This window comes from Caulobacter flavus, from assembly GCF_003722335.1.
Taxonomy (GTDB): Bacteria; Pseudomonadota; Alphaproteobacteria; order Caulobacterales; family Caulobacteraceae; genus Caulobacter; species Caulobacter flavus.
Genome location: NZ_CP026100.1, coordinates 174,109 through 197,203, shown reverse-complemented (window position 1 = coordinate 197,203; position 23,095 = coordinate 174,109). Strand labels below are relative to the sequence as shown.

Below are 23,095 nucleotides of genomic sequence, written 5' to 3'. Positions count from 1 at the left end.
TCTTGGCGGGCGACGGGCCCGCGAGCGATCTTGCTCCTTTCGTTTAAACGCGGCGGGGAGGTTGTCAATCCATTGGTCAGACCAATAATGTGGCGGAGACTCGACCACCTCGCCGGCCATCCGGCGACAGCCTCAGGCCGCGAAGACGGCCGACGTCATGGAAAAGACGGGGAGATCCGATGCGACCCAGCCACTTGCTCCGAGGGCTCTGCCTGGCCGCCGGCCTGCTGCTGGCGCCGCTGACCGCGCGGGCCGAGGACGGCTACGACCTGTGGCTCCGCTACAAGCCGCTGCCGGAGGCGATGCGTGGCGAGCCCCGGATCGTCGGCCAGCCGCCCGCCTCCGGCAGTCCGACGCTGAGCCTGGCCTATGGCGAGCTCCGGCGAGGCTTGGACGGCCTGAACCCCGACGAGCCAGGCCTGGATGCGCCGTCGATCCGGCTGGTCACGCCCTCGCAGTCGGACACGATCGCCGCCTTCAAACTGTCGATGGAGGGGCTGGGAGGGGAAGGCTACCTGATCCGCACCGTGCAAGGCGGCCGCCTTACCGTGATCGCCGCCAACACCGACGTCGGCGTGCTGTACGGCGTCTTCCACTATCTGCGACTGATGCAGACCGGGGCGAGCGTCGAGCGGCTAGACGTGCGTTCGGCGCCCAAGGTCCGCTACCGGCTGCTGAACCACTGGGACAACCTGGATCGCAGCGTCGAGCGCGGCTACTCGGGCCAGTCCATCTGGGACTGGTGGCGGCTGCCGGACGTGAAGGATCCGCGCTACGCCGACTACGCCCGCGCCAACGCCTCGATCGGCATCAACGGGGCGGTGCTCAACAACGTCAACGCCAAGTCCGACAGCCTGACCGCGCCCTACATCGCCAAGGCCGCGGCCCTGGCCGACACGTTCCGGCCGTACGGCATCAAGGTCTATCTGTCGGCGCGGTTTTCCTCGCCGATCGAGATCGGGGGGCTGAAGACCGCCGATCCGCTGGACCCGGCCGTGCGGGCCTTCTGGAAGACCAAGGCCGACGAGATCTACAAGGCCATCCCCGACTTCGGCGGTTTCCTGGTGAAGGCCAATTCGGAGGGCCAGCCGGGTCCGCAGGACTATGGCCGCACCCATGCCGACGGGGCCAACATGTTGGCGCAGGCCGTGGGGCCGCACGGCGGCATCGTGATGTGGCGGGCCTTCGTCTATTCCCACGAGCAGCCCGACGACCGCGCCAAGCAGGGCTATTCGGAGTTCAAGCCGTTCGACGGCGAGTTCGCCGAAAACGTCATCGTCCAGGTCAAGAACGGCGCGATCGACTTCCAGCCGCGCGAGCCGTTCCACCCGCTGTTCGGGGCCATGCCGAAGACCAACCTCGGCATGGAGTTCCAGATCACCAAAGAATATCTCGGCTTCTCCACCCACCTGGCCTACCTCGGCCCCATGTGGGAGGAGGTGCTGAAGGCCGACACCTTCTCGGCTGGCCGGGGCTCGACCGTGGCCAGGGTCGTGGACGGCAAGCTGCACGGCTATTCTCGCACCCTGATGGCGGGCGTGGCCAACATCGGGACCGACCGCAACTGGAGCGGCTCGCAGTTCGACCAGGCCAACTGGTACGCCTTCGGGCGACTGGCCTGGGATCCGGAGGCGTCCGCCGAGGCCATCGCCCGCGACTGGGCGGCCATGACCTTCACGCCCGACAAGCGCTTCACCGGTCCGGCCGCGGCGATGATGATGGGCTCGCGCGAGGCGGTGGTCGACTACATGACGCCGATGGGCCTGCACCACCTGATGGGCCGCAGCCACCACTACGGGCCCGGGCCTTGGGTGGCCGGCGGCGAGCGCGCCGACTGGACCAGCGTCTACTACCACAAGGCCGACAAGGCCGGGATCGGCTTCGACCGCACCGCCAAGGGCAGCGATGCGGTTGGCCAGTACGCCCCGCTGGCGGCCGCGACCTTCTCCGACCTGTCGAAGATCGACGAGAAGGACCTGCTGTGGTTCCACCACCTTTCGTGGGACTACCGCACCCGGTCGGGCCGTCCGCTGTGGGACGAACTGGTCAGCCGCTATTCGCGCGGCGTGCGGCGCGTTGGCGAGATGCGGGCGACCTGGACCAGCCTGGCGCCTTACGTCGATCCCGAGCGCCATGGCGAGGTGGCGACCTATCTGGCCATCCAGCGCCGCGAGGCCCAGTGGTGGCGCGACGCCTCGGTCGCCTATTTCCAGTCGATCAACGGCCTGCCCCTGCCCAAGGGCGAGGCGCCGCCGCCGCTGACGCTGGAGGCCTACGAGGCGATGACGTTCCCATACGCGCCGGGGATCTGAGCCGGACAAGCATCCCTGGGGCGGTAAGGCCGTCGGCGTTACGCCGGCGGCCTTTTCCTCTTCGGGGCGCTGGCGGAGGAGCGAGAAAGGCGCCTCGCCGGCAGGCAATGATATCGCTTCAAATAATATCGATACAAAAGCGTTGACATATTTTCGACGCGGACCCCAGCCTGCGGATCGACCCGCCTTCAGAGCGGGCGCTCTCATGCATGCACTGGGGAATGTTATGCGTACCGACCTCAAAATCCTGCTTTCCACGGCGGCGCTCGCCGCCCTGGCCGCGCCGCTGGGGGCGGCCGCCCAGCCCGCTTCCAAACCGGCCCCCGACGAGACCGTCGAGGAGATCGTCGTCACCGCGCTGAAGCGCTCGACCACCCTTCAGACCACGCCGATGAGCATCAGCGCCGTCACTGGCGACAGCCTGCAGAAGATCGGCGCCACCGGCCTGCAGGACTATTTCCGCTCGGTGCCGGGCGTGAACCTGACCCAGGGCCAGCTGGGCCAGAGCCGCGTGACCATCCGCGGCGTCCAGGGGTCGGGCGAGGCGACCACCGGCCTCTATTACGACGAGACCTCGGTCACCGGCCCCTCGGGCACCACCCAGGACCCGGCCAACAACGCCGCCGACCTCAACCTGTTCGACGTCGAGCGGGTGGAGGTGCTGCGCGGTCCGCAGGGCACGCTGTACGGCGGCGGCTCGATGGGCGGCACGATCCGGGTGATCTACGCCAAGCCCGACAGCGCCCAGTTCGGCGCCTCGATCGAAGGCCAGGCCAGCGCCACCAAGGGCGGCTCGCGCGGGTCGTACCTGAAGGCCATGGGCAACATCCCGCTGATCGAGGGCAAGCTGGCCGCCCGCATCGTGGCCTATACCGAGGATCGTCCGGGCTTCGTCGACAACGTCCGCACCGGCGCCAGGAACGTCAACGACAGCCACGCCGACGGCTATCGCGCCATGCTGGGCTTCACCCCCACCGACGACATCTCGCTGGTGGTCACCAAGATCCACCAGAACTCGTCGGCCGACGACCTGGAGGGCTGGTACGACCGCCTGGGCGGCTACAACACCGACAGCGCCGTGAAGCTGCCGCTCGACACCGAGATGGACATGACCAGCGTCACCGGCAAATGGTCGAGCCCGGTCGGCGAGGTCACCGCCTCCAGCGCCTACTACAAGTACGACATGCTGCGGACGATCGACTTCACCCCGCAGTACAAGCCCTATATCGGCGGCGCCAATGGCGTGATCGGCTACCAGCCGGCCTATCTGGGCGCCTGGAACCACGAGCTGCGGCTGTCGTCGAAGGGCGAGGGCCAGCTGCAGTGGACGGTCGGCGGCTACATGGAGCTGCGCAAGGACCACATCGACAGCAATACGGTGCTGACCAGCCTGACTACCGGCCAGCCCTACAGCCCGATGCAGTACCTGCAGGGCCGCTACGTCAACACTGGCGTCAAGCAGACCGCGCAGTTCGGCGAGGCGACCTGGACACCGCCGCAGGTCGAGGGCCTGTCGCTGACCGTGGGCGCGCGCCACTACGACTACACCAAGACCACCGGCAGCGCCGGCACCCACAGGAACGTGCTGACCGGCGCCGCGCCGGCCGCCTATACCGAGCAGACGGCCGAGGCCTCGGGCTGGGTCTACAAGTTCAACGCCAGCTACAAGGTCACCTCCGACGTCATGGTCTACGCCACGGCGGCCGAGGGCTTCCGGCCGGGCGGGGCCAACAACGTGCCCGGCCTGAACGGCGCGCTGGTGGTCTACAATCCCGACAGCCTGTGGAACTACGAGGCCGGCGTGAAGACCACCTGGCTGGGCGGCAGGCTGACGGCCAACGCGGCGGCCTATCGCATCGACTGGAAGGACCGCCAGACCAGCGCCATGACGGCCGACGGCCTCTATCAGTTCATCACCAACGCCGGCGCGGCGCGGATCGAGGGGCTGGAGCTGGAGGTGGCCGCGCGGCCGATCTCGGGCCTGACCCTCAACGGCTCGATCGGCTACACCAAGGCCGAGCTGACCGAGGACCAGGCCAACGCCAACATCCTGGTCGACGGCTCGACCGGCAAGAAGGGCGACCGCATCGCCAACGTGCCCGACTGGACGGCCTCGGCGTCTGCCCAGTACGTCTGGCCGCTGCCGGTCGCCGGACTCAACGGCCTGCTGCGCGCCGACTACGCCTATACCGGCGAGATGGTCTCCACCTTCCGGCCGACCTACGTCTATTTCGACAAGTTCGGCAGCTTCAGCACTGTGAACCTGCGGGCCGGCGTCGAGGGCGACGACTGGGGCGTCTACGCGTTCGTGACCAACCTCACCGACGCCGAGGGGATCATGAACAAGAACAGCAACGTCGGGTACCAGGACCTGCTTTATGGATTGACCCCGCGCACCGTCGGGGTGAACGCCAGGCGGAAGTTCTGATCACCAGTGCTCCCTTCCCCCTTTGATGGGGGAAGGGCCGGGGATGGGGGTGACACGGGGTCAGGACCTGGCGCCGATCGCGTGACGTCCACCGCCGCTTCCACCCCCAACCCCGCCCTTCCCCCATCAAGGGGGAAGGGAGAGTTTGCGTAACGACAGAAGGAAGGGCGCGGCCCGCCGCGCGAGCAGCATGACCTCCAAGACCTTCACCCTCGCCGCCGCCATGGCCCTGCTGGCCGCGCCGGTGTTTGCCGCCCCGCTGAACGTTCCGGCGACCAAGGCCGCGATCAAGGCCCAGCTCGACAGCGACTATCCAGCCCTCGACGCGCTCTACAAAGACCTGCACGCTCACCCCGAGGTCGGCTTCCAGGAGGTCGAGACCGCAAAGAAGCTGGCTGCTCAGATGCGTGAGCTGGGCTTCACGGTCACCGAGGGCGTCGGCAAGACCGGCGTGGTGGCGGTGCTGAAGAACGGGGAGGGGCCGTCCGTCCTCGTCCGCACCGAGCTCGACGCCCTGCCGATGGAGGAGAAGACCGGCCTGCCCTACGCCAGCCGCGCCAAGACCACCTGGAACGGCGCGGAGGTGTTCGTCGCCCACTCCTGCGGCCACGACGTGCACATGGCCGCCTGGATCGGCGCGGCCCGCCAGCTCGTGGCCCAGAGGGCCAAGTGGAAGGGCACGCTGGTGTTCGTCGCCCAGCCGTCGGAAGAGACGGTCAGCGGCGCCAAGGCGATGATCGACGACGGCTTCTTCCAGAAGTTCGGCAAGCCCGACTACGGTTTCGCCCTGCACGTTGGTCCCGGCGCGGCGGGGCAGGTCTACTACAAGGCCGGGGTGCTGACCTCGACCTCGGACGCCCTGGAGCTGACCTTCAACGGCCGCGGCGCCCACGGCTCGATGCCGGCCGCCTCGATCGACCCGGTGATGATGGCCGCCCGCTTCACCGTCGACGTGCAGAGCGTGATCAGCCGCGAGAAGGACCCGGCCGCGTTCGGCGTGGTCACCGTGGGCTCGATCCAGGCGGGCAGCGCCGGCAACATCATCCCCGACAAGGCCAAGGTGCGCGGCACCATCCGCACCCAGGACGACGGCGTGCGCGACAGGATCCTGGCCGGCGTCACCCGCACGGCCAAGGCCGTCGCCGACATGTCGGGGGCTCCGGCCCCGGACCTGGAGATCGTCCCGGGGGGCAAGGCGGTGGTCAACGACGCGGCCCTGACCGAGAAGACCGCCGCCGTCTTCAAGGCGGCCTTCGGCAAGGACGCGGTCGCCGTGCCCTCGCCCGGCTCGGCCAGCGAGGACTATTCGGAGTTCATCATCGCCGGCGTGCCGTCGGTCTATTTCTCGATCGGGGGCTTCGATCCCAAGGCGATGGCGGAGGCGAAAGCGGCCGGCAAGCCGCTGCCGGTCAACCACTCGCCGTTCTTCGCCCCGGTCCCCGAGCCGTCGATCCGTACGGGCGTCGAGGCCATGACCCTGGCGGTGATGAACGTGCTGTCGAAGTAGGTCAGTCGGGGCGTTCGGCTCCGTGCTTGATGCGCACGATCTGCACCATCCCGCCTTTCACGCGGTAGCGGATCACATAAGGCGCGATCGCCACTAATTCGCGGACGTCTCCACCAGCGGGGCGTCCGCGATGCGGATGGAAGGCCAGGCCCTCGACGGCGGTGACCAGACGAAGCGCCAGGCGCTGCGCGGCGATGGGGCGGACCTGTCCGATATAGGCGCGGATCGCTTCGAGGTCCCGGCGGGACCTGATCGACCATGCGACCTTGAATGCGGGAGGGTCGCGGTCGTTCACGAGGCTGGCTCAGTCGGCCTTGGGCGGCGGCGTTTCCTCGGGCGTGCCCCAGGACAGCAGCCACGCTTTCATCTTCTCGTGCGAGATGGTCCGGCCTGCTTCCAGATCGGCCAAGCCTTCGGCGTCGGCCGCGGCTTCGGCGGCGTCGTCATTGTCGTCAAAGATGGACGGCTCGGCTTTCATCGTGTGGACAGCCTAGCACGAATTCCGCGTGTCGGCGGATTTACGCCGCCGTCAGATACCCCTCCAGCACGTCCAGGGCGTGCTGGAGCCGGGCGCGGCGCCATTCGGCGGTCGACATGTCGGTGTCGAGCGTGACCGACAGCGACCAGCCGTTGGCCAGGTGGAAGCGGCTCATGGCGGCGATGGTCACGTAGATCTGGATCGGGTCGAGTTCGTCGCGGAACAGGCCCTGTTCCTGGCCGCTCTCGATCAGGCGCTCGATGGTGCGGCGCAGGGGGAAGGCCGTCTCGGTCACCTTGCGCGACTGGGCGACGAACTTGCCCTGCATCAGGTTCTCGTTGCGCAGCAGCCCCTCGAAGCGCGGGTTCTTCTCGAAATATTCGAAGGTGAACCGCTGCAGCTCGAGGAAGCCTTCGAGCGGCTTGTCGAAGTCGATCTTCAGCTCGGCCTCGCGGTTGCGCAGGTCCTCGTAGGCGGCCTCCAGCACGGCGACGTAGAGGCCCTTCTTGTCGCCGAAGTAGTGGTAGAGCATGCGGATGTTGCACTTGGCGGCCTTGACGATCCGCTCGATGCGCGCGCCCGCGAAGCCGGCTTGCGAGAACTCCTTCAGCGCCGCCGACATGATCGCCCGGCGCGTCCGCTCGGCGTTGCGCTTGCGCGGCGCCGGGGCGTCGGGGGCGGCCTCGTGATCGGCGTCGGACAAGGGGGCGGCCTCCAGGGTGCTCAGGGCAGTTTGGCCCCGGATTCGATCCAGGCGCCAAGCTTGGCGCGCTCCTCATCGGTCATATGGGTCTCGTTGCCAAGCGGCATGCTGGTGCTGATCACCGCGCGCTCACGGATCTTGGGCGCGTAGCGGGCGATGTGCTCGGGGCTGTCGAAAACGACGCCGTTGGGCGGCGCGCCGAAGCCGCGATGGGTGGGCGCCGCCGCGTGGCAGGTCACGCAGTGCTTCTGCACGATGGCCTGTGCCTCGAAGAAGCTGACCGGACCCAGCACGGGCGCGGCCTTGGGCTTCTGGCTGGCGATCACGCTGACGGCGAACATCAGCATGGCCCCGTAGAACAGGAAGTCGTGCCGGATGATCCCGTGGTGGCGCAGGTTGAAGAAGTGGCGGATCGAGATCCCCGCCGCGCCCACCAGGGCCAGCAGCAGCCAGGCCAGCGGGTGGCCGGTAATCGCCGGATAGTGGTTGCTGATCATGATGAACAGGATCGGCAGGGTCATGTAGTTGTTGTGCACCGAGCGCTGCTTGCCCGCCGCGCCCAGGCGCGGATCGACCTCGCGGCCGGCCAGCATGTCGGCGACGATCTTGCGCTGGTTGGGGATGATGGTCAGGAAGACGTTGGCGGCCATGGCCGTGCCGATGATGGCGCCGACATGGATGAACGCTCCGCGATCGGTGAACAGGTGCTGCAGCGCCCAGGCCGCGCCGATCAGGGCGCAGAACCAGACCAGGCCGAACAGCCGCGGGCGCTCGACCAGCGGCGAGCGGCACAGGCCTTCGTAGACAGCCAGGCCGCCGAAGATGAAGGCCAGGCCCACGCCCACGGCCTGCCAGTGGCTGAAGGCGTGCTTGGCTGGATCGATCAGATAGACCGGCGCGCCCCAGTAATAGAGCACGAACAGCAGGGCGAAGCCCGACAGCCAGGTGGTGTAGGCCTCCCACTTGAACCAGTGCAGGTGCGACGGCATGTGGGCCGGCGCGGTCATGTACTTCTGCGAGTGGTAGAAGCCGCCGCCGTGCACGGCCCACAGCTCGCCCTTGACCCCGTCCTTGGGCGGATCCGGCGCGCGCAGGTTGTTGTCGAGCCAGACGAAGTAGAACGAGGCGCCGATCCAGGCGACGCCCGCGATCACGTGCAGCCAGCGAAGCGCCAGGTTCAGCCAGGCGGCGAGGTCGTAGTCCATCTAGTCGGTCACGGCGTCTTGGATGCGGAGCTTGGAGATCAGGCCGATCTGTTTGATCGCCTCGGCGATCTCGGTTGCGCGGTCGTTGGAAAGGCGCGCCTGCATGGCTCGCAGGATCGAGCTCTTGTCGTTCAGCCGCACGCAGATGATGAACGGAAAGCCGAAAGCCTTCCCGTAGGCGGCGTTGAGGTCGTGGAAGCGGGCGAACTCCTCGGGCGTCAGCCGGTCCAGCCCGGCGCCGGCCTGCTCGGCCGTGCTCTCGGCGGTCAGGGCCTTGGCGATCGCCGCCTTGCCGGCCAGTTCGGGGTGGGCGCGGATCAGGGCCAGCTTGTCGTCCTCGGAGGCGGCGTTCAGCACGTCCATCATCGCGCCGTGCATGGCCTCGACGGACGGGAAGGGCCGCGCGGTCCAGGCGCGCTCGACGACCCAGGGCGACAGTTCGAAGGCGAAGTGCAGAGCTGCGGCGAAGGCTTCGCGGTCGAGTTCGTTGAGATCGTGGATCCTCATCTCCCTTCCCCCTTGATGGGGGAAGGGCCGGGGATGGGGGTGAATGCTGACGTCGATCCTGACAAGGCCTTGGAATCTGCAGGCGCCGCATCCACCCCCATCCCAACCCTTCCCCCATCGAGGGGGAGGGGCTTTGAGTAGGGATGCGTCGCGATCCAGTGCCGGGCGATGTCGATCCGCTTGGCCACCCAGACCTTGTCGTGGCTCGTCACGTGCTGGAGGAACCGGCGCAGGGCCATGATCCGGGCCGGCTTGCCGACGATGCGGCAGTGCAGGCCGATGCTCATCATCTTCGGCGCGGTCTCGCCTTCCAGCCAGAGCGCGTCGAAGGCGTCGCGCAGGTAGGTGAAGAACTGGTCGCCGCTGTTGAAGCCCTGGGGCGCGGAAAAGCGCATGTCGTTGGCGTCGAGCGTGTAGGGCACGATCAGCTGGGCCCGGCCGTGCTGGTCGTCCCAGTAGGGCAGGTCGTCGGCGTAGCTGTCGGCGTCGTAGACGAAGCCGCCTTCCTGGGCGATCAGCCGCGCGGTGTTGGGGCTGGTGCGCCCCTGGTACCAGCCGAGCGGGCGCTCGCCGGTGAGGCGCTTGTGCACCTCGATGGCCTTCTCGATGTGCTCCAGTTCCTGCTCGGGCGTGAAGTGCTGGTAGTCGATCCAGCGATAGCCGTGGCTGGCGATCTCCCAGCCCGACCGCATCATCGCCTCGACGACGTCGGGATGGCGCTCCATGGCCTGGGCCACGCCATAGACGGTCAGCGGCAGGCCGAACTCCTCGAACAGCCTCCGAATCCGCCAGAAGCCGGCGCGCGAGCCATATTCGTAGAGGCTCTCCATCGACATGTGCCGCATGCCCTCGATGGGCTGGGCGCCGACCATCTCCGACAGGAAGTACTCGCTGACGGCGTCGCCGTGCAGGATCGAGCGCTCGGCGCCTTCCTCGTAGTTCAGCACGAACTGCACGGCCACGCGGGCGCCGCCCGGCCATTGGGCGTGGGGCGGGTGCTCGCCGTAGCCGACGAGGTCGCGGGGGTAGGGGGTCATTGCCCTTCCCCGACATTTTTTACGTCATCCCGGCCGTAGCGAAGCGAAGAGCCGGGACCCAGGGGCCGCCGCATTGCCGCTCGCCCCTGGGTCCCGGATCGGCCTTTGGCCGTCCGGGATGACGAGCTTTGTTGTGCGAAGGTGCTCATCCAAACACCCCCAGCGCCGCGTCCACGCCCGCCCCGGCCGGAGCGGCAAAACCCTCCCAGCGCAGCACAGCCTCCAGCGCGGCCAGGGTCTGCAGCACAGCGTGCTTGCGGGCGTTCACGCCCATCGTCCCGATGCGCCAGATCTTGCCGGCGAGCGGCCCGAAGGCCGCGCCGATCTCGATCTCGAACTCGGTGCGCATGCGGGCCTTCACGCGGTCGTAGTCGACGCCGGCGGGCGCGATGACGCCGGTGACGTTGGTCATCTTGTGGGCCTGGTCGCCGTAGACCGTCAGGCCCAGCGCCTCGATCCCGGCGGTCATGGCCGCGCCGGCCAGGGCGTGGCGGGCGAAGCGGGCCTCGAGGCCTTCCTCCAGCACGATCCGCGCGCATTCGCGGGCGGCGAACAGCATGCTGGCCGCCTCGGTGTGGTGGTTCAGGCGCTTGTCGGACCAGTAGTCCATGATCATGGCCAGGTCGAAGTAGTTGGAGGCGATGCGTCGGCCATTGCCGGCCGTTCCCGGCGCCGCTAGCCCCTTCTCGACGTGGCGGCGGGAAAAGATGTGCTCGGCGGCCTTGTCGCTGATGGTGATCGGGGCCGAGCCGGAGGGGCCGCCCATGCACTTCTGCAGGCCGGCGGTGACGATGTCGGCCTTCCAGGCGTCGACCGGAACGCTCATGCCGCCAAGCGTGGCGGTGGCGTCGACGTACAGAAGGGCGCCGTGGCGCTGGCAGATCTCGCCGATGGCCTCGATCGGCTGGGCGATGGTGGTCGAGGTGTCGCCGTGCACGCAGGCCACCAGGCGCGGCTTCACCCGCGCGACCGCGTCCTCGACCGCCTGCGGATCGACGACCTGGCCCCACTCGCCCTCGACGAAGGTGACCTTGGCGTCGCATCGTTCGGCGATTTCGGCCAGCAGCAGGCCAAAGCGCCCGGCGTTGACCACCACCACGTCGTCGCCCGGCTGCAGGGTCGAGACCAGGGCCGCCTCGATGCCGGCGCGCGAGGTGCCGTCGACCACGAAGGTCCATTGGTTCGTGGTCTGGAAGACGCCGCGATACAGCGCCATGACCTCGTTCATGTAGCCGGTGAACTCGGGATCGAACTGGCCCAGCAGTTGCACCGACATGGCCCGCAGCACGCGCGGGTGCACGTTGATGGGGCCTGGGCCCATCAGCAGGCGGGCGGGGTGGTCGAGTTCGCGGAAGGTATCCATACGCCTATCCATCAAGCCGTCATCCCGGACGCCCCGCAGGGGCGATCCGGGACCCAGGGGCGGTGCGCACGGCTCCTGGGTCCCGGCTCTCCACGCTGGCGCGCTCCGGTCGGGATGACGATGAAAATTCAGAGGAAAGCCGCTCGACGAACCCCACCATGGCCCGCGCCGCCAGGGCGCAGTCGGCGTCGGTGACGGCTTCGGCCGGGTTGTGGCTGACCCCGCCTTCGCAGCGGATGAACAGCATGGCGGTGGGGCACAGGTCGGCGATGACCATGGCGTCGTGGCCCGCCCCGCTGGGCAGGCGGCGGGCGGCCTGGCCCCCCGGATCATTCAGGTCGTCGACGGCGGCCGCCAGCAGGTCGGTCAGGCCCGCGTCGCAGGGGCTTTCGGCCAGTTCCTGCATCAGGGTGACGGCGACCTTGAGATCGCGCCGCGCGGCGATGGCTTCGATCTGCGCGGTGATCGCCTCGACGGCCGCGTCGCGGGTGGCCGAGGTCTCGGCGCGGATGTCCATCGAGAACTCGACGGCGCCGGGAATGACGTTGAAGGCGCCGGGCAGGGCGGTCATGCGGCCCACCGTCCCGACCAGGCCGTCGGTCCCGGCCAGCGGGCCCTCGCGGCATATGCGTTCGAGGGCCAGCACGGCCTCGGCGGCGGCGGGGCCGGGGTCCTTGCGCAGGTGCATGGGCGTGGTGCCGGCGTGGCCCGCCTGGCCCTTGAACCGCACCAGGATGCGCTTCTGGGCGGCGATGGCGGTGACGACGCCCAGCGCCAGGCCCTCGGCCTCCAGCACCGGGCCCTGTTCGATATGGGCTTCGAGAAAGGCGAAGACCTCGCCCGGCCGGCGGGCCGCCTCGACGATGCGGGTCGGGTCCAGGCCGAAGGCGGCGTAGGCCTCGGCCAGGCTCACGCCCTCGGCGTCGGTCATCTCGACGACGCGGGGATCGACCGTGCCGGCCACCGCGCGGCTGCAGGCCATGGAGGCGGGAAAGCGCGAGCCCTCCTCGTCGCCGAACGCGATGGCCTCCAGCGCGAAAGGCAGGCGGCGGCCCTGGCGGTGGAAGGCGCCGATCAGGTCGACCGCCAGCATCACGCCCAGCGCCCCGTCATAGCGGCCGCCGTTGCGCACGCTGTCGATGTGCGAGCCGATCAGCAGGGCGGGGGCGTCGGGCGTCTCGCCCTCGTAGCGGCCGACCAGGTTGCCGGCCGGATCGAGGCGGACGGCCATGCCGGCCTCTTCCATCCAGAACTTCAGGGTGTCGAGGGCGGCCTTGTGGGCCGGGGTGAGGAACCGGCGCACCAGCATGTCGTCGGCCTCGCTGAACGGCGCCGCGCCCATCAGGTCGCAGCGGGCCTTGGCCCTGACGCCGATCTCGAACGCTTGAGTCACTCCGCTCCCCGCCGTTTCGTCGCTCCCCCGGTAGCAGGCTGCGCCCGTCGATCCTCGTCGGCAAGCGGCCGTAAGGCGAAGATGCCGCGCGATTGCCCGCGCAAGCGCCAGCCGGACGCGCGGGCGCCTGCTTGTAAGTCATAAATCACTTACTTTGGATTTGTCTGCCCCCATGGGGCGGAGGCTCGCGGTCAGCCGAGCGACGCGGCCTCCAGCCCTTCCGCCGCCAGAGCCAGGCGCTTCTTCGGGAAGGCGTCGGGAAGCTCCTCGCGCAGGAAGGCCATCATCTTTTCCCGCACCTCGCAGCGCAGGTCGAAGGTGGTGGGGGCGTTGCGCGCGCTGACCAGGCAGCGCACCTCCATGACCTCGGGCGTGATGTCGGTGACCGCCAGGTTGACCACCTTGCCGTCCCAGCGGGGCGAGGCCCTGGCGATCTCTTCCAGCCTGGCGCGCAGGCGATCGACGGGCGCGGAGGGATCGACATAGAGCATGGCCGTGCCGATCAGCGCGGCGCTTTCGCGGGTCCAGTTCTGGAACGGGGTCTGGATGAAGTAGCTGAGCGGCAGCACCATCCGCCGCCAGTCCCACAGGCGCACGACCACGTAGGTGGCGTTGATCTCCTCGATGTTCCCCCATTCCTTCTCGACGATCACGGCGTCGTCGATGCGGATCGGCTGGGTGACGGCGATCTGGATGCCGGCGATCAGGTTGGTCAGCAGCGGTTGCAGCGCCAGGCCGACGATCAGCGAGGCCGCGCCGCCGGCGGCCAGCAGGCTGACGCCCCACTGGCGCACGCCTGGGATGGTCATCAGCGCCAGGGCCAGGGTGAAGATGCCGATCAGTATGGCCAGGGCACGGCGCAGGATGCGGATCTGGGTGACGTGCTTGCGGGCCAGGAGGTTGTCTTCGACGTCGACCTTGAAGCCGCGCATGTAGAGCGCCGCGCCGATGTCCAGCGCGGTCATCGACATCCAGCCCAGCAGCAGGATGAACATCACCAGCAGCAGGTGCTTGGCCGTCTGCGCCTGCGCCGCGTCGAGCGGGGCGACCGAGACCGCCGCGCCCAGGGCGGCGACCACGAAGGCCATGCGGGTGGGTCGCCGCGTGCGGGCGATCAGGGCCTGCCAGAAGGCGTCGCGCTTGGACAGGGTGTGGCGGACCGCCCGCACGACCACGGCGTGGACCGTCCAGGCCAGAACCACGGCGATGGCGATCAGCGCCAGGCTGATGATCCAGGGCGGCGCCCAGGCGATCAGCCATACGGAATCGTTCAGCCAGTCAGGCAGCCAGGCGGGGATGTCCTTCATGACCGGGGCCAACGCGTCCACGCCGCGATGGCTCCCCGAAAACCGCCGTTAGGCCTTGGCGAACTTGCCCGCCGCGCGCACCGAGCCGGTGGCCACGCCGGTAGGCGAGCCGCCGATCGGCTCGTCGGTGACGGCCAGCAGGGCGGTGTAGGTCCCTTCGCCGCGCAGGTCTTTCGGCATCGGGATGCGCATCGGCTTGTCGGTCGGGATTACGCCCAGGGAGATGGCCTTCTGGCCCTCGGGGATGATCCACAGCTCGGCGTCGCGGCCCTGCGGCATCTTCATGCCCATCGGCGTCAGCATCACCTGGTTCATGCCATGGTCGAGGGTGGCGACCAGCATCGGCTTGTTGGTCGCGGGGTCGGCGATCAGCGCCACTTCGGCGGCCTGCGGTCTGGCCGGGGCGGGCGCCACGGCCGGCGGGACGACCGGGCGGGGCAGGACGGCGATGACCACGCAGGCCGCCGCCAGCGCCATGGCGCCGGCGGTGAGGCCGCGCCACAGGGTCACGTTGCTCCAGGCCGACGGCTTCAGCGGTTCGGCGATCAGGTTCTGGATGCGCGGCCACAGGCCGTCCGACGGCTGGGCCGAGGCGATGTCGGCGGCCAGCGGCGTCAGGCGATCCTCCCACCAGGCCACCGAGCGGGCGAAGGCAGGATCGGCGGCCATGCGGGCTTGCGCCTCGGCGCGTTCGGCGGCGTCCAGCACGCCCAGCACGTACTCGCCGGCCAGGGGGCGCTCTTCGCCTTCGTGGCCTTCTGGGCCTTCGGGGGGGATGTCGGTCGCGTCGGTCATGCTTCGAGACAGGCCCGCAAGCTGATCAGGCTGCGCCGGATCCAGCTCTTCATGGTGCCCAGCGGCACGCCGACCGCCTGGGACAGGGCGTCGTAGGTCAGGCCTTCGAAGAAGGCCCGGCGCACGGCGCCCGAATGCTTGGGATCGAGTTGGTCCAGGCAGCCGTCGAGGCGCCGGCGGTCCTCGTCGGCCTCGATCCGGGCCGGGGCCAGGGGCGCGGCGTCGGGCAGGGCCTCGGCTTCCTCTACGCCGGTCATCACCCGCGTCCCGCGCGAGCGCAGCCGGTCGATGGCGCGGTTGCGGGCCAGGCTGACCAGCCAGGTGATCGGGCTGGCCTTCTCCGGGTCGAACCGGTCGGCCTTGTTCCACACCGTCAGATAGACGTCCTGCAACACGTCCTCGGCCTCCTCGCGATCGTTCAAGATACGCAAGGCGACGCCCAATAGCTTCGCGGAGGTGTGCCGATAGACGTATTTGAGGGCGTCCTGGTCGCGATTGGCCACGCGAGCGATCGCGCGCGAAAGCAAGGCGCGGCTGCTGTCAGCGTCCAAGCGACGTCCCCTCCGGCCTGATGCCGAAGGCGGACGCTCGCATGCCGCCTCGAGGCTGGCAACGGCTTACCGCGCGCCAATTCGGCTGGCGACGAAATAGCCGGCGGACGCCGCGGCGGTGGTGACGAACGCGCCCCAGGCCATGTCGGCCAGGGTGACGGCTGTGGACCAGGTCTTCAGGGTCGCCTGGTTGGTCAGGTCGTAGGTGGCGTAGGCGGCCAGGCCGAACAGGGCGGCGTTGGCCAGCAGGCGCGGCCAGCCGCCGTCGGGGCGCAGGGCCGGCGTGATCGCGAACCACGTCACCGCCCCGATGTAGATCAGGTAGAAGGCGACGGCCGGCGGCAGGCTGGGCGTGTCGGCCATCAGCGCGCCGATGCGCGGGCGGTAGAGCCGGTCGGCCATCTGGGTCAGCCAGACGGCGTCCAGCGCCAGGAAGACGACGGCGGTCGCGAGATAGCCGAGGGCGTAGCGCAGCATGTCCGAGAGCTCCTTCAGGTCACCGGCCGCAGGCGATAATGGCTGACGCCCCATTCGGCGCCGCCGCGATGGCCGAACAGGCCGGCCGTGGCCAGGAAGAACAGCCGCCAGCGCCGGCGCCAGATCCTCGCCTGGTCGCCATAGACCTCGACCAGCAGCGGATCGATCACCGGGCGCGCGGCGTCGAACCGCGTCAGCCACTGCTCGGCGGTGCGGGCGTAGTGGGCGCCGCTCCAGCGCCAGTTCATCGCCACCTCGAACAGGTCGGGAAAGCGCCAGGGCAGGTCGTGGCTGGGCATGACGCCGCCGCTGAAGAAATGGCGGGCGATCCAATCGTCCGGATCCTCGGTCTCGAAGCGGTAGGGCGTCGTGGCATGGGCGAAGACGTGCAGGAACAGCAGGCCGTCCGGCCTCAGCCAGGTCCGCACCCGCTCCAGCAGGGCCCGCCAGTTGCTCATGTGCTCGAACATCTCGACCGAGACCACGCGGTCGAAGCGGCGGGCCGTGTCGAAGACGTTCATGTCGGCGGTGACGACGGTCAGGTTGGACAGGCCGCGCTCGGCCGCGCGAGCCTGGATGAAGGCGCGCTGCGACGTCGAGTTGGACACCGCCGTGATCGTCGAGGCCGGGAAGCGCTCGGCCATCCACAGCGACAGCGAGCCCCAGCCGCAGCCCAGCTCCAGCACGTCCTGGCCGTCGCGCAGGTCGGCGTGGCTTTCGGTCTCGCGCAGGGCGGCGACCTCGGCCTCGGCCAGGGTGGACGCGCCGGGCGGATAGAAGCCGCTGGAATATTTCAGGTGAGGGCCGAGCACCGCCTGGAAGAAGGCGGCCGGCAGTTCGTAGTGCTGGGCGTTGGCGTCGGCGGTGTGGGTGGCGATCGGGCGCTCGGCCATGGCCCGGGCGAACGACAGCGAGGCGTCCGGCGGCGCGCGCCGCAGCGATCGCCGGGCCCCGGCGACCAGCCGCTCGATGGCGAACCGCGAGACGAAATCGGGAACCGGCGCGTCCTGGGCCAGGCGCACCAGGGCCTGGATCGGCCCGCCGCCGCTTCGGCCAAGGTCATGGTCGAGCGCCGCCTCGGGCTGGTTCGTCACGTCGGTCATCGGTCCTCCGTCCCTGGCGGCCGTCCGTCTGCGGGGCGGCGCCTTCGGAAGAGAGCTACGAGGAACATTGTCATCCGGATGCATGCGTCCGAACGCGGCGCCGCTCCGTAGCTGCCAGCGAAGCCTTGCCGACGGGAGCACAAGCCTTGCCGACCTCCACCTCCAGCCCGCGCCAGCGCATCGCCGTGGTCGGCTCGGGGATTTCCGGCCTGTCGGCCGCCTGGCTGCTGTCCAGGCGCCAAGAGGTCGTACTTTACGAGGCCGACGATCGCCTGGGCGGCCACGCCCACACGGTGCAGGCGGACGGGGTGGCGGTGGACACCGGCTTCATCGTCTATAACGAGCCGAACTATCCCAACCTGACGGCGCTGTTCGCGCACCTAGGCGTCGAGACTGCCGCCAGCGACATGTCGTTCGGCGTGTCGCTGGACGACGGGGCGCTGGAATATTCCAGCACCCGCCTGCTGGCCCAGAAGCGCAACCTGGTGAACCCGCGCTTCCTGGGGATGCTGCTGGACGTGATGCGCTTCTACCGGGCCGGGACGCGCGACGCCCGCGCGCTGGAGACCGACGGCGGCTTTTGCAGGCTGGCGGACTATCTCGACGCGCAAGGCTTCGGGCGGGCGTTCCAGGAGGATCACCTGCTGCCGCAGGCGGCGGCGATCTGGTCGGCCTCGCTGCGCGACATCCGCGAGTTTCCGGCCGGCGCCTTCCTGCGCTTCTTCGACAATCACGGCCTGATGCTGCCGATCGACAAGCGGCCGATCTGGCGGACGGTGGCGGGCGGCAGCGCCCGCTATGTCGCCGCCCTGGCCGCCGATTTCGACGGCGAGATCCTGCTGTCGCGCCCCGTGCGGCGGATCACGCGTCATCCCGACCATGTGGTCGTCGAGGACGGCACGGGCCGGGCGCGCTCGTTCGACCAGGTGGTGATCGCCGCCCACGCCGACCAGGCCCTGGCCATGCTGGCCCGGCCGACCGCCGAGGAGACGGCCCTGCTGGGCGCGTTCCGCTACAGCCGCAACCGCGCGGTGCTGCATCGCGACGCCGCCCTGATGCCGCGCCGCCCCGCCGCCTGGGCCAGCTGGAACCATGTCGGCCGGCGCGGCGTGCAGGGGCAGGGCGGGGTGACCTACTGGATGAACCGGCTGCAGCCGCTGGAGGGCGCGGCGCCCTGCTTCCTGTCGCTCAACCCCGATCGCGCGCCCGGCGCGGTGCTGCACGACCAGGTCTACGAGCATCCGCTGTTCGACGGTCCGGCCATGGCCGCCCAAGCGCGGCTTTGGTCGCTGCAGGGCGTGCGCCGGACCTGGTTCGCCGGCGCCTATTTCGGCTCCGGCTTCCACGAGGACGGCCTGCAGGCGGGCCTGGCGGTGGCCGAGCAACTGGGCGGGGTGCGCCGGCCCTGGCTGACGCCCGATCCGTCGGGCCGGATCTTCCTGGACGCGCCGCCGGCGGGGCGCGAGCCGGCGGAACTGGTCGCATGAGCCTGCGCTCGGGCCTCTATTCCGGCGTCGTGGTCCACGAGCGCGGCCGGCCCCGCCGCCACCGCCTGCGCTACCGGGTGTTCATGCTGCTGCTGGACCTCGACGAGCTGGACGCGGCGGGCCAGCGCCTGCGCCTGTTCTCACACAACGCCCTGAACCTGTTGAGCTATCACGACCGCGACCATGCCGGCCGGCAGGCCGCGCCGGTGAAGCCGCAGATCGAGGCGCTGCTGGCGGCGCGGGGACTGGGATCGCCGGGCGGCCGGATCCTGGCCCTGTGCATGCCGCGGCTGCTGGGCCACGGCTTCAATCCGCTGACGGTCTATTTCTGCCACGACCGCGACGAGCGGCTGGCGGCGGTGGTCTATGCGGTCAGCAACACCTTCGGCGAACGCCACGACTACGTGCTGCCGGCGACGGCGCGGGACGACGGGCTGGTGGTGCAGGGCTGCGACAAGACCTTCTACGTCTCGCCGTTCCTGCCGATGGACCTGCGCTACGCCTTCGCGATCGTTCCGCCGGGGCAGGGCGTGCGGGTGGGCGTCGACGTCCACGACGACGAGGGGCGGGTGCTGTCGGCCAGCTTCGCGGGGCGTCGCGAGCCCCTGACCGACCGAGCGCTGCTGCGCGCGGCGCTGGCCCATCCCTGGCAGGTCGCTGGCGTGCTGGCGGCGATCCACTGGGAGGCGGTGAAGATCCTGCTGAAGGGCTTCGGCTTCTTCGCCAACCCGCGCCGGGCCAAAGAAAAGGCGGCGCGGACCGAAGTCCGCGCCGCCAGTCGTTCCGGGGAGAGAGACGCTTTGAGCGTCAGTACACGAAGCGCGCGCCCATGAAGATCGAGCGGCCGGTGGCGGCGTAGCGCGTCGCGACCGGATCGTCCTGGTAGGCCCAGCGCTCTTCCTTCTGGTCGGTCAGGTTCAGGGCTTCAAGCGACAGGGTGATGTTCTTGGTCAGCTTGTAGGTGGCCGAACCGTCGAGGTTGAAGGTCTTCTTGCTGCCGGCGAAGTCATTGACCAGCGGGCTGTCGCAATAGCCCGGGTCGCAGGTGCCGGCCGCGACCGGGTAGGTCTGGCTGTAGCCCTTGCGGTAGGACGACGACAGGCGGGCCGAGAACTTCTCGACTTCATAGAAGACCGTGAAGTTGAAGGCGTCCGGCGAGGCGCCGGTGAACGGACCCTTGGCGGTGATCGCCGCCGCGCCCGTGCGGGCGTTGGCCGGGGTGATGATGTATTCCAGTTCCGACTCCAGATGGGTGGCGTTGAACTGGACGCCCAGGTTCTTGAAGTACCAGGGCAGGAAGGTCAGGTTCTGCTGGTAGTTGACCTCGATGCCGCGGATGTAGCCGCCCGGCGCGTTGTCGAACTGGCGGATGTCGAACGTGTTGTCTTGGTCGATGTAGGCGATGGCGTTGGCGTTGGTCTGGGCGGCCCGCAGGGCGGCGATGCCCGCGGCGTCCAGGATCTGGCTCAGCGGGGCGTTGTTGATCAGGGTCTGCGGGAAGTTGTTGATCTGCTTGTCGAAGATCGCGACCGACACCAGGGCGCCCGAGGTGAAGTACCACTCGAAGCTCAGGTCGTAGTTCACGGCCCGGAACGGATCCAGCTTCGGGTTGCCGACCGTCATCGTGCCGCCGACCACCGCGCCCGCGCCGGTCGGCACGCTGATCGCGGTCACCGACGGCGACAGGTTGCCCAGCATCGGGCGGGCCATGACCTTGGCCGCGCCGAAGCGGATGTACATGTTGTCGGCCACCTCGTAGGCGGCGTTCAGCGAGGGCAGGACGTCGGTGTACTTGTTCTCGCCCGTGATGGGGCGCGAGCCGTTGGTCAGGCCCGAGGAGTCCAGTTCGGTGATGGCGTAGCGGGTGCCGACGTTGCCGCGCAGCTCGCGCCCGAACAGTTCGGTGTTGTAGTCGAACTGCACGAAGGCGCCGGTGTCCTTTTCCTCGACCGAGTAGCGGTTGGCCGCGCTGCTCAGGTACGACAGGCGCCAGTCGCCCCACTTGTTGACGCAGTTACAGTCGAAGTCGAACAGGCTGACCATCTTCTGCAGGTCGGGCGCCAGGAAGGCGGTGGTGCCGCCGTTCGGGACGTCCAGGCCCGTGCCCCAGTTGATGACCTTGCTGACCGCGGCGGTGGTTGTCCCGGCTTCGCGCAGGCTGGGGTTCAGGGTTTCGCCGCTCAGGCGACGATACTCTGCGGTGTCGAAGCCGTACTTGCGCTGGCTGACGCCGAACCGGATCGCATAGTTGTCGTCCAGGTCGTACTTGAAGTCGAAGCGCAGGGTCTCGTAGTCGTTGTTGGTGAAGCGCTGGAAGTGGCGCAGCGCCGAGTAGCCCTTCACGAAGTCCCACGCCGACGCCTGGGTGGCGTCGAAGCCCAGGTTCAGCAGCGGCATGTCGCCGCCGCCGCGGGCGTCGTAGACGAGGTAGTCGTCGCCGGCCACGCCCTGGCCCGAGTCCAGGCGGATGAAGTCGGCCAGCAGGCCCTGCGTCTTGTTCTTCGACGACGACTTGCCCCAGACGGCGCTCATCGTGAAGTTGTCGCTGAACTCGTGGTCCAGCTTCAGCGACGACTGGCGGAAGTAGGTGGTGAAGAACGCCGCGTCGGCCGCCGAGCGCAGGTCGACATTGCCCAGCTTCAGATAGTCGGCGTTGGCCCCGGTCGGCGACAGAGCCGCATCGATCAGGCGCACGCTGGGCCGGCCGATGAACTTGTCGACCATCGCCGTGCCGTTCGCGCTGGGCACATAGCCCACCGACGAGGCGGTGTTGTAGTAGTCGTACGGATCGAGGTTGAACGGGTTGTAGCTGTTGGTCGTGCCGGCGACGAGCGCGCCGCCGTTCAGCTGCTGACCGCAGTCGATGGCGTCACGGACTTCATTGGCGGCCTGCGCGGTGCACGAGGCGTAGAACGCCCGCTTCTGGGCGGCCGTGGTGGCCGGGTTCACCGTATAGAAGGGGTTGCCGGTGCTGTTGTTGGTGTTGTTGCGGTTCAGGCCGACGGTCTGGACCTGGTAGTTGATCGACGACTGCTGCAGCTCCGAATAGACCCAGTCGTACGAGATCGTCGTGCGGCTGGTCGGGCGCCATTGCAGGGCGCCGGTCAGGCCCAGGCGTTCCTGCTCCAGATCCTGCTGGTTCAGCGTGGCCAGGGCAGGGATGCGGGTCAGCGGGCCGGGCGCGGTGATCGTGCCGGTGCCGGTCAGGCTGGTGGCGTTGGTGGTCGCGCTCGAGGGATTGTTGATCAGGTTGTAGGCGGCCGCGTTCGAGCCCACCAGCATCGAGCAGATCGCCGTGTTGGTGATGTTGATGCCCGGGATCACGCCGCCGTTGCAGGCGGTGCCGGTCGGCGCGGCGAAGCCCTGCCGGCGCGGCGAGGTGGCGGTCGAGTTGGTCGCCAGGAAGGTCGACTGGCGATAGGTGTAGTCCGACTGGCCGGCCTGGCGCTGGTAGCTGTCGATGATCTGGTTGCGCTTGTTGTAGGCCACCGAGAACAGGGCGCCGAAGTCGCCCCAGTTGGTTTCCCAGCGGTCGGACACCAGGCCCGCGAAGCGCGGCGAGTGGGTGCCGCCGTTCTTGTAGTAGGCGTCCTGCACCGACAGGGCCAGGCGGCGGTCCTTGAAGTTCAGCGGCTTGCCGGTCTCCAGGTCGACCGTGGCGCCCAGCGAGCCTTCGTCGGTTTCGGCCGAGGCGGTCTTCTGGACCTTCAGGGCGCTGAACAGTTCCGAGGCGAAGGTGTTGAAGTCGAAGCCGCGCGAGCGGTTGGCGGCGTCGCCGGCGATCGACGGGCCGGCCGTCGACAGGGCTTCCAGGCCGTTCAGGCGCACGCGGGTGAAGTCGCTGCCCAGGCCGCGGACGGTGATGGTGCGGCCCTCGCCGTTCTCACGGTCGACCGACACGCCCGGCAGGCGCTGCAGGGATTCGGCGAGGTTGGCGTCGGGGAAGTCGGCGATGTCCTCGGCGTTGATGGCGTCGACCATCACGTTCGAGCTGCGCTTGAGGCTGAGGGCGCTCTGCAGGGCGGCGCGGTAGCCCGTGACCACCACTTCCTCGACGGCGGTCTCCTCGGTCTGGCCAGAGGCCTGAGCGGCGGGAGCGGCGTCTTGGGCGAAGGCGGTTCCGGCCAGCAGCAGGCTGCCGGCGACGGTCAGAGCGCCGAGCGACGCACGATCGCACAGGACGCGAGCGCGGCTCCGCCGCGAGGTGACTTGCAACATATTCCCTCCCAGTTTCTTCCCGACGGGCAGGCTCTTGAGCGGCCGACCCGTGATCTCTGTTCTTGTTGGTAGCGCTATCCGCCACCGGTGTCATTAAAATAGCTACCGGTGTCATTAAGCCGAAATGGCCGCTCGGGATCAAACCGAAAAATGGCCGCTCGGTGGCGCGGAAGGCAAATATGCGGCGGAGCGTAGCGTCAGGGCAACAAAACGCCGTTTTGCGA

At 68.9% G+C, this 23,095-nt stretch carries 17 protein-coding genes and 2 pseudogenes; 5 read left to right on the top strand and 14 right to left on the bottom strand.

Features of this window, described 5'->3' with window-relative positions; all coding sequences use genetic code 11:
• Positions 1-179: 179 nt before the first annotated feature.
• From C1707_RS01070 to C1707_RS01060, 3 genes are all read left to right on the top strand, one after another.
• A complete protein-coding gene (locus C1707_RS01070) occupies positions 180-2,312 on the top strand; it encodes an alpha-glucuronidase family glycosyl hydrolase (RefSeq protein ID WP_101712272.1) in 2,133 nt (710 codons plus the stop codon).
• A 226-nt stretch (positions 2,313-2,538) separates the two neighbouring features.
• Entirely contained in the window at positions 2,539-4,740 is a 2,202-nt protein-coding gene (locus tag C1707_RS01065) for a TonB-dependent receptor (protein WP_101712273.1), read from the top strand.
• Positions 4,741-4,930: 190 nt separating this feature from the next.
• Complete coding sequence (locus C1707_RS01060) at positions 4,931-6,247, top strand: amidohydrolase (RefSeq protein ID WP_101712274.1); 1,317 nt, start codon at positions 4,931-4,933, stop codon at positions 6,245-6,247.
• Between the two features lies 1 nt (position 6,248).
• On the opposite strand, the gene C1707_RS01055 is transcribed toward C1707_RS01060, so the two are convergent.
• The 13 genes and pseudogenes from C1707_RS01055 to C1707_RS00995 all read right to left on the bottom strand — a co-directional run bounded on the left by C1707_RS01055 (position 6,249) and on the right by C1707_RS00995 (position 17,166).
• On the bottom strand, positions 6,249-6,542 hold the full coding sequence (locus C1707_RS01055; protein ID WP_101712275.1) for a type II toxin-antitoxin system RelE/ParE family toxin: 294 nt from the start codon (positions 6,540-6,542) through the stop codon (positions 6,249-6,251).
• Between the two features lie 9 nt (positions 6,543-6,551).
• Entirely contained in the window at positions 6,552-6,725 is a 174-nt protein-coding gene (locus C1707_RS01050) for a CopG family transcriptional regulator (protein ID WP_101712276.1), read from the bottom strand.
• Between the two features lie 40 nt (positions 6,726-6,765).
• Positions 6,766-7,428 carry a TetR/AcrR family transcriptional regulator gene (locus tag C1707_RS01045; RefSeq protein WP_240633839.1) on the bottom strand — a complete coding sequence of 221 codons (663 nt, stop codon included), beginning with the start codon at positions 7,426-7,428 and terminating at the stop codon, positions 6,766-6,768.
• Positions 7,429-7,448: 20 nt separating this feature from the next.
• Positions 7,449-8,633 (bottom strand): urate hydroxylase PuuD, encoded by a 1,185-nt coding sequence (locus tag C1707_RS01040; protein WP_101712277.1) that lies wholly within the window; start codon positions 8,631-8,633, stop codon positions 7,449-7,451.
• A complete protein-coding gene (uraD, locus tag C1707_RS01035; protein WP_101712278.1) occupies positions 8,634-9,140 on the bottom strand; it encodes a 2-oxo-4-hydroxy-4-carboxy-5-ureidoimidazoline decarboxylase in 507 nt (168 codons plus the stop codon).
• A 137-nt stretch (positions 9,141-9,277) separates the two neighbouring features.
• Positions 9,278-10,177: pseudogene (gene puuE, locus C1707_RS01030) on the bottom strand (allantoinase PuuE); the annotation flags it as partial.
• A 145-nt stretch (positions 10,178-10,322) separates the two neighbouring features.
• Positions 10,323-11,552: a pyridoxal-phosphate-dependent aminotransferase family protein gene (locus C1707_RS01025; protein ID WP_164467241.1), complete on the bottom strand. Its 1,230-nt coding sequence runs from the start codon at positions 11,550-11,552 to the stop codon at positions 10,323-10,325.
• Between the two features lie 82 nt (positions 11,553-11,634).
• Positions 11,635-12,882, bottom strand: a pseudogene (locus C1707_RS01020) (allantoate amidohydrolase); the annotation flags it as partial.
• 242 nt (positions 12,883-13,124) lie between these two features.
• Positions 13,125-14,261: a mechanosensitive ion channel family protein gene (locus C1707_RS01015; protein WP_338032077.1), complete on the bottom strand. Its 1,137-nt coding sequence runs from the start codon at positions 14,259-14,261 to the stop codon at positions 13,125-13,127.
• Between the two features lie 27 nt (positions 14,262-14,288).
• On the bottom strand, positions 14,289-15,035 hold the full coding sequence (locus C1707_RS01010) for an anti-sigma factor (protein ID WP_101712282.1): 747 nt from the start codon (positions 15,033-15,035) through the stop codon (positions 14,289-14,291).
• The gene (locus tag C1707_RS01005) at positions 15,032-15,538 is read right to left on the bottom strand and encodes a sigma-70 family RNA polymerase sigma factor (protein ID WP_276310660.1); all 507 of its coding nucleotides are present in this window, start codon (positions 15,536-15,538) and stop codon (positions 15,032-15,034) included. The genes C1707_RS01010 and C1707_RS01005 overlap by 4 nt, the downstream gene beginning before the upstream one ends.
• Before the next feature lie 114 nt (positions 15,539-15,652).
• Positions 15,653-16,063, bottom strand: a complete 411-nt coding sequence (locus C1707_RS01000) for a DUF2177 family protein (RefSeq protein WP_101712284.1) — start codon at positions 16,061-16,063, stop codon at positions 15,653-15,655.
• Positions 16,064-16,077: 14 nt separating this feature from the next.
• Complete coding sequence (locus C1707_RS00995; protein ID WP_101712285.1) at positions 16,078-17,166, bottom strand: SAM-dependent methyltransferase; 1,089 nt, start codon at positions 17,164-17,166, stop codon at positions 16,078-16,080.
• A 146-nt stretch (positions 17,167-17,312) separates the two neighbouring features.
• Between C1707_RS00995 and C1707_RS00990 the strand changes: the two genes are divergently transcribed.
• Positions 17,313-18,653 (top strand): NAD(P)/FAD-dependent oxidoreductase, encoded by a 1,341-nt coding sequence (locus C1707_RS00990; RefSeq protein ID WP_164467240.1) that lies wholly within the window; start codon positions 17,313-17,315, stop codon positions 18,651-18,653.
• Complete coding sequence (locus C1707_RS00985) at positions 18,650-19,486, top strand: DUF1365 domain-containing protein (protein WP_101712287.1); 837 nt, start codon at positions 18,650-18,652, stop codon at positions 19,484-19,486. The genes C1707_RS00990 and C1707_RS00985 overlap by 4 nt, the downstream gene beginning before the upstream one ends.
• On the opposite strand, the gene C1707_RS00980 is transcribed toward C1707_RS00985, so the two are convergent.
• Positions 19,461-22,871, bottom strand: a complete 3,411-nt coding sequence (locus C1707_RS00980) for a TonB-dependent receptor (RefSeq protein WP_101712288.1) — start codon at positions 22,869-22,871, stop codon at positions 19,461-19,463. The genes C1707_RS00985 and C1707_RS00980 overlap by 26 nt on opposite strands.
• Positions 22,872-23,095: the final 224 nt, after the last annotated feature.